This is a genomic window from Streptomyces purpurascens (genome assembly GCF_045040895.1).
Taxonomy (GTDB): domain Bacteria; phylum Actinomycetota; class Actinomycetes; order Streptomycetales; family Streptomycetaceae; genus Streptomyces; species Streptomyces purpurascens.
The window spans coordinates 6837762-6849935 of record NZ_CP108341.1 but is presented as its reverse complement, the minus strand read 5'-3'; the positions used below and the strand labels follow the sequence as shown (position 1 = coordinate 6849935).

Annotated in this window: 13 protein-coding genes; 9 read left to right on the top strand and 4 right to left on the bottom strand. The window is 70.1% G+C overall.

The genetic code is table 11. The annotated features are described in order from the left end of the window. Nucleotide 1: 1 nt before the first annotated feature. Nucleotides 2–1045: a sensor histidine kinase gene (locus OHU35_RS31305; RefSeq protein ID WP_405507633.1), complete on the bottom strand. Its 1044-nt coding sequence runs from the start codon at nucleotides 1043–1045 to the stop codon at nucleotides 2–4. Between the two features lie 128 nt (nucleotides 1046–1173). Here OHU35_RS31305 and OHU35_RS31300 point away from each other — a divergent pair, with 128 nt between their 5' ends. Both OHU35_RS31300 and OHU35_RS31295 read left to right on the top strand, forming a co-directional pair. After that, the gene (locus OHU35_RS31300; protein ID WP_189721861.1) at nucleotides 1174–1659 is read left to right on the top strand and encodes a cation:proton antiporter regulatory subunit; all 486 of its coding nucleotides are present in this window, start codon (nucleotides 1174–1176) and stop codon (nucleotides 1657–1659) included. A gap of 4 nt (nucleotides 1660–1663) precedes the next feature. Beyond that, entirely contained in the window at nucleotides 1664–2887 is a 1224-nt protein-coding gene (locus tag OHU35_RS31295; protein ID WP_405507631.1) for a cation:proton antiporter, read from the top strand. Between the two features lie 26 nt (nucleotides 2888–2913). Here OHU35_RS31295 and OHU35_RS31290 read toward each other — a convergent pair whose 3' ends face one another. Then, nucleotides 2914–3318 (bottom strand): MazG nucleotide pyrophosphohydrolase domain-containing protein, encoded by a 405-nt coding sequence (locus OHU35_RS31290; RefSeq protein ID WP_189721863.1) that lies wholly within the window; start codon nucleotides 3316–3318, stop codon nucleotides 2914–2916. A gap of 98 nt (nucleotides 3319–3416) precedes the next feature. On the opposite strand from OHU35_RS31290, the gene OHU35_RS31285 reads away from it, so the two are divergent. Then, nucleotides 3417–4418: a TAXI family TRAP transporter solute-binding subunit gene (locus OHU35_RS31285; protein ID WP_189721864.1), complete on the top strand. Its 1002-nt coding sequence runs from the start codon at nucleotides 3417–3419 to the stop codon at nucleotides 4416–4418. Here OHU35_RS31285 and OHU35_RS31280 read toward each other — a convergent pair. Further along, nucleotides 4408–5814 (bottom strand): HAMP domain-containing sensor histidine kinase, encoded by a 1407-nt coding sequence (locus OHU35_RS31280; protein WP_189721865.1) that lies wholly within the window; start codon nucleotides 5812–5814, stop codon nucleotides 4408–4410. The two genes, OHU35_RS31285 and OHU35_RS31280, sit on opposite strands and share 11 nt — an antisense overlap. Nucleotides 5815–5823: 9 nt before the next feature. Beyond that, nucleotides 5824–6510, bottom strand: coding sequence for a response regulator transcription factor (locus tag OHU35_RS31275; RefSeq protein WP_189721866.1), 687 nt, complete (start codon nucleotides 6508–6510; stop codon nucleotides 5824–5826). A 289-nt stretch (nucleotides 6511–6799) separates the two neighbouring features. On the opposite strand from OHU35_RS31275, the gene OHU35_RS31270 reads away from it, so the two are divergent. The 6 genes from OHU35_RS31270 (at nucleotide 6800) to OHU35_RS31245 (ending at nucleotide 12095) form a co-directional block, all read left to right on the top strand. Then, the gene (locus OHU35_RS31270) at nucleotides 6800–7576 is read left to right on the top strand and encodes an amino acid ABC transporter ATP-binding protein (protein WP_189721867.1); all 777 of its coding nucleotides are present in this window, start codon (nucleotides 6800–6802) and stop codon (nucleotides 7574–7576) included. A gap of 79 nt (nucleotides 7577–7655) precedes the next feature. Beyond that, nucleotides 7656–8495 (top strand): glutamate ABC transporter substrate-binding protein, encoded by an 840-nt coding sequence (locus OHU35_RS31265; protein WP_189721868.1) that lies wholly within the window; start codon nucleotides 7656–7658, stop codon nucleotides 8493–8495. 75 nt (nucleotides 8496–8570) lie between these two features. Next, entirely contained in the window at nucleotides 8571–9236 is a 666-nt protein-coding gene (locus OHU35_RS31260; RefSeq protein ID WP_189721869.1) for an amino acid ABC transporter permease, read from the top strand. Next, nucleotides 9233–10129 (top strand): amino acid ABC transporter permease, encoded by an 897-nt coding sequence (locus OHU35_RS31255; protein ID WP_405507627.1) that lies wholly within the window; start codon nucleotides 9233–9235, stop codon nucleotides 10127–10129. The genes OHU35_RS31260 and OHU35_RS31255 overlap by 4 nt, the downstream gene beginning before the upstream one ends. A 176-nt stretch (nucleotides 10130–10305) precedes the next feature. Then, entirely contained in the window at nucleotides 10306–11913 is a 1608-nt protein-coding gene (locus OHU35_RS31250) for an FAD-dependent monooxygenase (protein ID WP_359889107.1), read from the top strand. 20 nt (nucleotides 11914–11933) lie between these two features. Further along, the gene (locus OHU35_RS31245; RefSeq protein ID WP_373307148.1) at nucleotides 11934–12095 is read left to right on the top strand and encodes a putative leader peptide; all 162 of its coding nucleotides are present in this window, start codon (nucleotides 11934–11936) and stop codon (nucleotides 12093–12095) included. The last annotated feature ends 79 nt before the right edge of the window (nucleotides 12096–12174 follow it).

Sequence of the window (12174 nt, the reverse complement as noted above, 5' to 3'; positions counted from 1 at the left end):
ATCAGCGGGCTCCTTCCGTCACCGGTACGCGCAGGTGTACGTCGGTGCCCCGGCCAGGGGCCGGTTCGACGGTGAGGGCGGCGCCGATCAGGAGGGCGCGTTCGCGCATGCCCGTGATGCCGGCGCCCTCCGGGGCGTCGCCGACGCCCGTGCCGTTGTCGCGTACGAGGAGTTCGACGCCGCCGGGGACCTGCTGGAGGCGGAGTTCGGCGCGGTCGGCGGCGGCATGCCGGGCGGTGTTGGTCAGGCCTTCCTGGGCCACCCGGTAGACGACGAGTTCCGATTCCGGGTTCAGGGCGGGGAGGTCGCCGGTGACGTGGTGGCGCACGGTCAGCCCATGGGTCGTGAACTCGGCGGCGAGCGAGCGCAGGGCACTGGCCAGCCCGAGCTCCTCCAGGACACCGGGGCGCAGCCGGCGGGCGATCCGGCGGATCTCGTCCAGACCGGCCCGGGTCGCCTCCTGCGCCTGGCCCACCTCCTCGCGCAGCTCCTCGGGCGCCCGGTCGGCGACGCGCTTGAGCTGGAGCAGGACGGCGGTCAGGGTCTGTCCGACCTCGTCGTGGAGCTCGCGGGCGATCCGGTGCCGTTCGCCCTCCTGCGCGGACAGGGCCCGGGCGGCGCCCGCGGCCCGCTCGGCCTCCAGCCGGTCGAGCATCGTGTTGTACGTCGCGATCAGCGCGGCCGTCTCCGCCGGGCCGGCGACCACCGGGCGGGATCCCGGACGCAGCAGGTCGGCGGTGGCCATGGAACTGCCGAGCCGTTGCAGGGGCGCGAGGCCGAAGCGCAGCACGAGCGCGTTGCCCGCCAGCAGCATCACCAGGCCGCCGAGCAGGACGAGTGCCTCGCCCGCCAGGACGGGGGTGGACACGGTGACCGGGCCGAGCAGCAACGCGGTGGCCACGACCAGGCCCGCGGCGTTGAGCGAGAAGATCCGCCAGAACAACGACACGTTCCTGGATCCGCCCCTTCCGGCCTTCGCGTACGGCACCTCCCGCTCCACCCTTTCCGGCGACCGGCCGCTGTGTATATCCGTCACAACACCCATGTCGTCACCGTACGGGCGGATGGCAGCATGCGGACTTGACCCGTCCGTTGATCTACACCGTTCACGACACCGACACAGCAACACCAATAAGACAAACAAACCAAACAAGACGAAAAAGGGGAAGCAACGTGTCAGCTCCGCGCCTGAGGGCGACGCCGCTGCCGGGGATCGGGGTCCAGTACGACCTGGAGACCCGGGAACACCGCCATCTGTCGGTGGTGGCGCACCGCGACGGCACGCGCACGGTCAACGTGTACCGGGCCGACGATCCCGACTCCTGCGCGCATTCGCTGCGGCTGACCAGCTCGGAGGCGGGTTCGCTGATCGACGCGCTGAAGCCGTCCCACCACAGCCCGAGCCTGCTGTACACCACGGACCTGGGACTGGTCGCCGAGCGGATCGAGGTGGCCGCGACCTCGCGCTGGAACGGGCGGGTGCTGGGCGACATGAAGATGCGGACGGAGACGGGGGCGTCGGTCGTGGCGGTGCTGCGCCGGGCCGAGGCCATTCCGTCGCCCGCGCCGGACTTCCGGCTGGCGGGCGGTGACACGCTGATCGTCGTCGGGACCCGTGAGGGCGTGGACGCCGCCGCGACGATACTCGGGCGGGAGTGAGCCTGTGCACTCCGCGGTCCTGCTCATCGAGTTCGGTTCCATCATTCTCGGCCTCGGCCTGCTCGGGCGGTTCGCCGCCCGTTTCCGGCTCTCGCCGATACCGCTCTACCTCCTGGCCGGTCTGGCCTTCGGCGAAGGCGGGCTGCTGCCGCTGGGCGCGAGCGAGGAGTTCGTCGCCACGGGCGCCGAGATCGGCGTCATCCTGCTCCTGCTGATGCTGGGCCTGGAGTACACGGCGAGCGATCTGGTCTCCAACCTCAAGACGCACTACCCGTCCGGTCTGGTCGACTGCGCGCTCAACGCGCTGCCGGGAGCGGCGGTGGCGCTGCTGCTCGGCTGGGGGCCGGTGGCCGCCGTCGTCCTGGCCGGTGTCACCTGGATCTCGTCGTCCGGCGTGATCGCGAAGGTGCTCGGCGATCTGGGCCGGGTCGGCAACCGGGAGACACCGGTCATCCTCAGCGTGCTGGTGCTGGAGGATCTGGCGATGGCCGTGTACCTGCCCATCGTCACGGCACTGGTGGCGGGCGTCGGGCTGATGGCCGGCAGTGTGACCCTGGCGATCGCGCTGGGCGCGGCGGGGCTCGTGCTGTTCCTGGCCGTGCGCTACGGCCGGCTCATCTCGCGGTTCGTCTCCAGCGACGACCCGGAGAAGCTGCTGCTGGTGGTGCTGGGCCTGACGATCCTGGTCGCGGGTGTCGCGCAGCAGCTCCAGGTGTCGGCGGCGGTGGGGGCCTTCCTGGTGGGCATCGCGCTGTCGGGAGAGGTGGCGGAGGGTGCGCACACCCTCCTCAGCCCCCTGCGGGACCTGTTCGCGGCGGTGTTCTTCGTCTTCTTCGGACTGCACACCGACCCGTCCAGCATCCCGCCCGTCCTGCTGCCCGCCCTCGCGCTGGCCGTCGTCACGGCCCTGACGAAGATCGCCACCGGGTACTGGGCGGCCCGGCGCGCCGGGATCTCCGTCAAGGGCCGCTGGCGGGCGGGCGGTGCGCTGGTGGCCCGCGGGGAGTTCTCGATCGTCATCGCCGGCCTGGCGGTCGCGGCCGGCATCGAACCGTCCCTCGGCCCCCTGGCCACGGCCTACGTCCTCATCCTGGTCGTCCTGGGCCCCCTCACGGCGCGCTACACGGAGCCGGTGGCGATGTGGTGGAGCGGACGCCGCGGGGCCCGGCAGGGCAGCCCGGAACCCGCGCCCCGGAAGGCTGAGGCGGAGGCGCCGGTGGGCGACTGAGGGGGGGGTGGGCCACCTCGGGGCCTTTACTCACTGCCCGAAACCCACCCCTGCCTCCGCAGCACCCCCGGCACATCCGGTGCCTCGTAGTGCTCGCCCTTGAGGACCTTGCCGTCCTCGCGTCGGGAGACCCTGCCGTCAGGGCCGATCTTGGTCATGTTGGAGCGGTGGATCTCGGTCAGTACCGCGTCGAGGTCGATGCCGTGGACGAGGGCGGTGCCGTAGGCGACGTAGACGACGTCCGCCAGTTCGTGGGCGAGCCGGTCGAGCGGGCCCCGGACCGACACCTCGGCGACCTCCGCGGCCTCCTCCGCGAGGAGTTCGCCGCGGTGGGCGGCGAGTTCCGGGGAGACCTCCGTCGGGGTACTGCGGGCGTCCAGGCCGAAGGCGAGGTGGAATTCACGGACCAGGTCAGCGGGCGAGGAGCTCATGGGGACGACAGTAGCGGCCGCCACTGACACCCCTCCCCGCCCCGGTGCCGGACCCCGCCCCTGGTCAGCGGGGCACCAAGGCTGGCAGGATCTCGCGCATGTCCAAGATGTTCCCCCGTATCGGCAGGCGCCGGGCCCTGCAGGGCGGCACCGCCTCCCTTCTGGTCCTCGGGCTGCTGCTGTGGTGGCTGCGCCCCTGGGCCGAGGAGCCTCCGGGCGGGGCGATCACCTTCAGCACGGGCACACGCGCCGGGGTCTACCACGAGTACGGCGAACTCCTGCGTGCCGAGATCGACCAGGACATGCCGGACCTGAGGGTGCGCCTGCTGACCAGCGCCGGTTCGCAGGAGAACGTCTCGGACGTGGCGACGGGCAAGGCCGACTTCGCGATCGCGGCGGCGGACGCGGTCGCCACGTACAGGCTCGACCACGGTGCGGGCGCCGACCGGCTGCGCGGTATGGCCCGCCTGTACGACGACTACCTGCAGCTCGTCGTACCGCCCGACTCGGACATCCGCTCCGTCGCGGACCTGCGGGGCAAGCGCGTGGCCATAGGACTGCCGAACTCCGGTGTGCGGCTGATCGCGAACGGGGTGCTCAAGGCCGCCGGGATCGACCCGGAGAAGGACATCAAGCCCTCGTCGGACGGCATCGACACCGGGCCCAGGCGGCTGGGGCACGGCCTCGACGCGTTCTTCTGGTCGGGCGGTCTGCCCACGGACGGGCTCAGCCGCCTGGCCAAGAAATCGGCATCGGCCTTCCGGTTCGTGCCGATCGACGCCGGGCTCGTCGCCAAGCTGCACGACCAGGGCGGTGCCACGCGATACTACCGCGCCACCAAGATGCCGGAGTCGGCCTACCCCACCATCCAGCGTGGTGACCCGGTGCCGACCCTGGCGGTGTCCAACCTGCTGGTCACCCGCAGCGACATGAACCCCCGGCTCACCGAGTGGCTGACCCGTACGGTGATCGACAGCCGGGACGGCATCGGCGCGACCGTCCACTCCGCCCAGCTGGTCGACGTCCGCACCGCGATCTACACCGACCCGCTCCAGCTGCACCGCGGCGCCCAGCGCTACTACCAGTCCGTCAAGCCGTAGGGCCTGATCTCGGCACTCTCACCGTCACCCGCAGCCCGTGCGGCTCGTGACGGTCGTACGCGATCGAACCGCCACCCGCCGTGAGCAGCGCCCGCGAGATGGACAGTCCGAGGCCCGAACCCCTGATGTTCTGGTGGCGGCTGCTGCGCCAGAAACGGTCGCCGATGCGGGCCAGTTCCTCGTCGGTGAGGCCGGGGCCGTGATCGGTGACGACGATGGTGGAGGTGTCGCCGTTGGAGGCGACGGTCACCTCGACGGTCTGGTCCTCGGGCGTGAACTTCACCGCGTTGTCGATGACCGCGTCCAGCGCGCTGGACAGCGCGACCGGGTCGGCCCACGCGGTCGTGGGCGGGCAGTCGCCGACCAGGTGTACGCCCTTGGCCTCGGCGGTCGGGGCCCAGGCAGCGAGGCGTTCGGAGGCGAGCTCGCCGATGTCGGTGATCCTCAGGTCCGCCTCGGTGTGCTCGGCCAGCGCCAGGTCCAGCAGGTCGTCCAGGACCTGCGCGAGGCGCTTGCCCTCGGCCTGGACGGAGGCGATCTCCTTGTTGCCCTCGGGCAGTTCGAAGGAGAGCAGCTCGATGCGCAGCAGCAGTGCCGCGAGCGGGTTGCGCAGCTGGTGCGAGGCGTCGGCGACGAAGGCGCGCTGCTGCTCCAGCACGTCCTCGACGTTGTCCGCCATCTCGTTGAACGACCGGGCCAGACGCCTGAGTTCCGGCGGTCCGCCGGCGGCCGCGACCCGGGACTTGAGCCGTCCGGTGGCGATGTCGTGGGTGGTGGCGTCGAGGACGCGCACCGGCCGCAGGACCCAGCCGGTCAGCCGCAGGGCGGCGCCGACGGCCAGCAGCATCGCGGCGCCCTCGCCCGCGCCGATGACCAGCCAGCCGTGCAGCGTGCGCGAGCGCATCTGCCCGGTGGGCGAGTCGGTCACCACGACCGCGACGACGTCACCGTCCCGGATGACCGGCGAGGCGACCACGAGGTTGTTGCGCTGCCAGGGCCAGACCTGCTTCGGGTCGTGGCTGCGTCGGCTGAGCAGCGCCTCGTCGAAGGCGTCACGCACCTCGCCCTCTTCCGGCAGGGACCACCTGGCCGGTGCATGAGCCATGGCACTGCCGCTGCGGTAGAAGACACCGGCGCGGATGCCGTAGACGTCGTAGTAGCTGTCGAGTTCGCTGCTGAGCGTGGCCAGCCGCTCGTTCTCGAACGCGCCGGTGGTCCCGTCGGGCGAGTCGGTGACGAACTGGGCGAGGGCTGCGAAGCGCGCGGTGTCGTCGATCCGGTCGACGACGACCTTCTGCTGCTGGGCCCCGGCCAGGCTGACGGCGAGCGGGACCCCGAGCGCGAGCAGCACGGCCGCCATCAGGATGATCAGCAGCGGGAGCAGACGAGTGCGCACCCGGCCCCGCTATCCGGCAGGCGCGACGAGCCGGTAGCCGACTCCGCGTACGGTCTCGATGAGGGCAGGCATGCGCAGCTTGGCGCGCAGGGACGCGACATGCACCTCCAGTGTGCGCCCGGTCCCCTCCCAGCTGGTCCGCCAGACCTCGCTGATGATCTGCTCCCGGCGGAAGACCACCCCGGGCCGCTGCGCGAGCAGGGCCAGCAGGTCGAACTCCTTGCGGGTCAGCTGGACCACCGACCCGTCGACGCTGACCCGGCGTGTGGGCAGCTCTATGTGCACGGGCCCGAGGCGCAGCTCGGTCTCGATGCCGCTGGAGGTGTCCTCGTGGGAGGTGCGCCGGCTCACGGCGTGGATACGGGCGAGGAGTTCCCCGGTGTCGTACGGCTTCACCACGTAGTCGTCGGCGCCGAGGTTGAGGCCGTGGATGCGGGAGCGGACGTCGGAGCGCGCGGTGACCATGATCACCGGGGTGGCGGTGCGTTTGCGGATCTTGCCGCAGACCTCGTATCCGTCCTGGTCGGGCAGGCCGAGGTCGAGGAGGACGACGCCGAAGCAGTCGCTCTCGGGGACGAGTGCCTGGAGGGCCTCCTCACCGCTGCGTGCGTGCGTGACGTCGAACCCGTGCCGTGCCAGGACAGCCGACAGGGCTGCGGCGACGTGGTTGTCGTCCTCGACGAGCAGCAGTCTCATCCGGTCCCCCTTCGGTTCACTGGCCGTACGATCTATCTGTGTACAAGAAATGCGTGCCCGCGCGCGTGCACGCATTGCAGTCACGCTGATGGATGAGGACGGCGTCAAGAGGGTTCCGGTTGCGGAGAGCTTCCGTTACCCGGCCGATATGAGCGCTGCTCACAAGTGCTACGACACGTGTCCGATTGCTATCGGATCGTGATGCTCAGATTCCCCTCAGATGTAATGACGCAGGTCGTAGAGGGTTACTACTGTCCTCCGAAACCGAGGAGGACGGAGCCTGAGAGCGATGACCGAAGTATCGGTGGCCAAGGAAGATCTGGCCGCGACCGGCGAACTGGTCGTCCTGAAGAGCGTCAACAAGCATTTCGGCGCGTTGCACGTACTCCAGGACATCGACCTGACGATCGCCCGCGGTGAAGTCGTCGTGGTGATCGGACCCTCCGGGTCCGGCAAGTCCACCCTGTGCCGCACCATCAACCGCCTGGAGACGACCGACTCCGGCTCGATCACGATCGACGGCAAGCCGCTGCCCCACGAGGGCAAGGAGCTGGCCCGGCTGCGGGCCGACGTCGGAATGGTCTTCCAGTCCTTCAACCTCTTCGCGCACAAGACCGTGCTCGAGAACGTGATGCTCGGCCAGATCAAGGTCCGCAAGAAGGACAAGAAGGCGGCCGAGGAGCGGGCTCGGGCCCTGCTCGACCGGGTCGGCGTGGGCGCGCAGGCCGAGAAGTACCCCGCACAGCTCTCCGGCGGCCAGCAGCAGCGCGTCGCGATCGCGCGGGCGCTGGCCATGGAGCCGAAGGTCATGCTCTTCGACGAGCCGACCTCCGCGCTCGACCCCGAGATGATCAACGAGGTGCTGGAGGTCATGCAGCAGCTCGCCCGCGACGGCATGACCATGATCGTCGTCACCCACGAGATGGGCTTCGCACGATCGGCTGCAAACCGCGTGGTGTTCATGGCGGACGGCCGAATCGTCGAAGAGGCTGCGCCCGACCAGTTCTTCAGCAACCCGCGTAGTGACCGTGCCAAGGACTTCCTGTCGAAGATCCTGCACCACTGACGGCGCACTCCGCGCGCGACGCGACCGGCGTCGCCGCCCTGCCGGCCCGCATCTCTTCACCAGCCAAAGGATGTTCATCATGAAGCTCCGCAAGGTCTCCGCCGCCTCGGCCACCGTGTTCGCCCTCGCCCTCACCGCCACCGCCTGCGGCGGCGACAACAGCACGGGCGGCGACTCCGGCTCCGGTGGTGGCAAGACGATCACCGTCGGCATCAAGTTCGACCAGCCCGGCCTCGGCCAGAAGACGCCGCAGGGCTACGCCGGCTTCGACGTCGACGTCGCCACGTACGTCGCGAAGAAGCTCGGGTACAACGCGGACCAGATCGAGTGGAAGGAAGCGAAGAGCGCCGACCGCGAGACCATGCTGCAGCGTGGTGACGTCGACTTCATCGCCGCGACCTACTCGATCACCCCGGAGCGCCAGGAGAAGGTCGACTTCGCCGGCCCGTACCTGCTGGCCCACCAGGATGTGCTGGTCCGGTCCGACGACAACAAGATCAAGTCGCCGAAGGACCTGAACAACGCCAAGCTCTGCTCGGTGACCGGCTCCACCTCCGCGCAGAACGTGAAGGACAAGCTGGCGCCGAAGGCTCAGCTGCAGCCGTACCCGACGTACTCCGCCTGTCTGCCGGGTCTGCAGAACGGTGCCGTCGACGCGCTGACCACCGACGACTCCATCCTCGCCGGTTACGCCGCCCAGTCGCAGTTCAAGGGCAAGTTCAAGCTCGGCGGCTTCAAGCTGACCAACGAGAACTACGGCATCGGCGTCAAGAAGGGCAGCGACCTCAAGGCCGACATCAACAAGGCCCTCGAGGCCATGGTCGCCGACGGCGCCTGGCAGAAGGCCGTGGACAAGAACCTCGGCCCGGCCGACTACAAGAACGAGCCCGCGCCGAAGATCGGCGACATCAAGAGCTGAGGCAGCGCCTGACGGGTGCGCCGCCCTGCGGGGCGGCGCACCGGGGCATCCCTATACGCGGAAGCGCGGGAGATCGTGTTCGACTTTCTCAAGGATTACGACCTGCTGGGAGCCTTCTGGACGACAGTGCAACTCGCTGCGCTGTCCGCCGTCGGCTCTCTCATCTGGGGCACCATGCTGGCCGCCATGCGCGTGGGCCCGGTGCCGCTGATGCGCGGTTTCGGGACCGCGTACGTGAACACCGTGCGGAACATCCCGCTGACCGTCATCATCCTGTTCACGTCGCTGGGCCTGAACCAGACGCTGGGTGTCTCCCTCGGCGCCGATGACGTCGAGACGATCAACTTCCGGCTGGCCGTCCTGGGCCTGATCTTCTACACCTCGTCCTTCGTGTGCGAGGCGCTGCGCTCCGGCATCAACACGGTGCCGGTCGGGCAGGCGGAGGCGGCTCGGGCGATCGGTCTCAGCTTCCGCCAGGTGCTGGGTCTGGTCGTGCTGCCGCAGGCGTTCCGTTCGTCGGTCGTCCCGCTGGCCAACGTGCTGATCGCCCTCATCAAGAACACCACGGTCGCGGCCGCCATCGGTGTCGCCGAGGCGGCGGTACTGATGAAGGAGATGATCGAGAACGAGGCCCAGCTGCTGCTGATCGCGGCGATCATCGCGTTCGGCTTCGTGGTTCTGACGCTGCCGACCGGTCTGATCCTCGGTTGGGTGGGCAAGAAGGTGGCGGTGAAGCGATGAGTTCCGTTCTGTACGACGCCCAGGGCCCTCGCGCCAAGCGGCGCAACGCCGTCCTCACGGTGGTCTTCGTGGCCGCCGCCGCGGCCCTGCTGTGGTGGGTGTTCGGCACCCTCAAGGACAAGGGTCAGCTGGAGTGGGCCCTGTGGGAACCGTTCTTCTCCGGCACCGAGGCCTGGTCCACCTACATCTGGCCGGGTCTGCTGAACACGCTGAAGGCCGCCGCCCTGGCGGTGATCATCGCGATGCCGCTCGGCGCGGTTCTCGGCATCGCCCGCCTCTCGGACCACGTGTGGGTCCGGGTTCCGGCAGCGGTCGTGGTCGAGTTCTTCCGGTCCATCCCCGTGCTGGTCCTGATGATCTTCGGCCTCGCCCTGTTCGCCGAGTACACCAACGTCAGCTCCGACGACCGTCCGCTCTACGCGGTCGTCACCGGCCTGGTGCTGTACAACGCGTCCGTCCTCGCCGAGATCGTCCGGGCGGGCATCCTGGCCCTGCCCAAGGGCCAGTCCGAGGCGGCGCAGGCGATCGGCCTGCGCAAGGGCCAGCTGATGCGCCTGATCCTCCTCCCGCAGGCGGTCACCGCGATGCTCCCGGCCATCGTGAGCCAGCTCGTCGTCATCGTGAAGGACACCGCGCTCGGCGGCGCCGTCCTCACCTACTCCGAGCTGCTCTCCTCTGCGAACACGATGAGCGGCTACTACGGCGCGAACGTCATCGCCAGCTTCACGGTCGTGGCCGTCATCTTCATCGCGCTCAACTTCGCCCTCACGTCCTTCGCGAGCTGGCTCGAGCGCCGGCTGCGGCAGGCCAAGAAGTCGACGGGAGCGGTCGTGGGCGCGAACGACGCACAGATCGCCGGCACCACCGGGACCGGCACCGGAGGCACCATCTGACACTCGGTCAACCCGGATGACATACTCAGGGGCAGTGGCATGATCGCCACTGCCCCTGGTCACTTGACGCAAGCACCGGCAATGGGTTGCATACGTTCTGTGATCGTGCACCCTGCTCCAACTTCGTGTTCACCTACGTCCCTCAGGACGTCACCACGGGCAGGGGGCGCCGCGCCGTGGATCCGGTGATCGTCGTCGGAGCGGGGCCCGTCGGGCTCACGCTCGCCCTGGCGCTGGCGCGTCAGGAGGTGCCGTGCGTCGTCCTCGACGAGGGGCCGGGCAAGGACGAGCCCCGTGCGTCGCGCACCGTGGTACTGCGCGAGGACACCACCGCCCTCATCGAACGGCTGACCGGCGTTCCCATGGACCGGGTCGGCGCCCACTGGGCCGGATGGCGGTCGGTGCGGCGCAAGCAGGTGATGCGCGAGGTCTTTTTCGACGGCACCGAGCCCGTCCCGCTGCACATCGCCCAGCACGTGCTGACCGACGCCCTGCGCACGGCCCTCGCGGGCGAACCGCTCGTCAAGATCGCGGTGGAAAGCCGCCTCGACGGCATGGAGCAGGAGTCCTCGGGCGTCACGGCCCACACACGCGGCCCCAAGGGCACATGGTGGCGCGGCAGTTACCTGGTCGGCTGCGACGGCCCCCGCTCGACCGTGCGCAAGCTCCAGGACATCCGCTTCCCCGGCCGTACGGCGGTGGAACGTCACGCCGTCGCGGCCCTGCGGACGGAACTGCCCTGGTACAACGAGGCGTTGCTGCACCGCATGCCGCCGTGGCGCATGTCGGGCCCCTCGGCCGGCGAGGTCACCGCGCGCCCCCTGCCGGACGGCGTCTGGCGTCTGGACTGGCTCCTGCCGCCCGGAAAGGACCTGGTCACCCCCGAGCTGCTGCTGACCCGCATCCGGGAGACCCTGGCGGGTTGGTCGGGCGGCACGACCCCGCCGTACGAGCTCCTGGACACCGGTGTGCACACCGTCCACCACCGGCTGGCCCGCCGCTGGCGCGCCGACCGCGTCTTCCTCGCCGGGGACGCGGCGCACCTCCACGGCTCACTGGGCACGCACGGGCTGGACGAGGGCCTGCGGGACGCCGACAACCTCGCCTGGAAACTGGCCCTGGCCTGGCACCACGGACCGCACGAGGCGCTCCTCGACAGCTACCAGACCGAACGCCGGGCGATCGTGGCGGCCCGGCTCCGCGCGGCCGACCAGGCCCTGCCCCTGCTGCGCGGCGGCGGAGGCCTGCGCTCCTACGTCCCCGGCTCGGCCCGGGGCCACGACTCGCTCCTCACGGACGGCCACTTGGGGCACGGCCAACTGGGCGCGCCGGGGGCGTACGCCGACTCGCCGCTCGCACCCCCACCCCTCGAAGGAGAGGTCCCGGTCCGGACATCGCCCGGCTCGTCGGTCATCGACGTACGGGTCACCGCGGAGGACGGCACCTTCGTGCGGCTGCGGGACCGGCTCGGCCGCGGCGCGCTGCTCGTCGTGCTGATCGCCCCTGGCACGGGCGTGTGGGAGCGCAGGCACTGGGTGAGCGCCGGCATCATGCCCCAGCTCGCCGCCGCGGTCATGGCACTGCCGCACCACGCCGAGCTGCTGGTCGCCGAGAGCTATCCGGGCGCTGCCGCGCACACGGTGCTCCTGGTACGCCCCGACGGGCATCTCGTGACCGCGCTGGGCGGAGTGCGCCCGGCCGATCTGTACACGGCGGCCGAGGCCGCGGTGGGCGGGCCGGCGAAGGCACAGGCAGAGGCCGGTGCATCGGCCGGTTCGCGCTGATCTCAGGTACCGGAGGGGACGTGCTCTCTGTCACAGTGCGTCCGCATGGTGACAGTGAGTTGACCGGCCCGGACGGCCGTGGTGTACTCCGGTGCGTGACCGACACCTGTGTGCGCCTGTGGCGGAGGGTCCATATGGACCTCCTCCGCTATGCGGGCTGCGTGTGTCGCCCGTCCTGCTGACTTCGCATCCTTCTTTCCTCCGCGCGCGCCGCGCTCTCCACGCCGGCCGACGCGCCTTCCGTGCGAACCCGCATCAGGA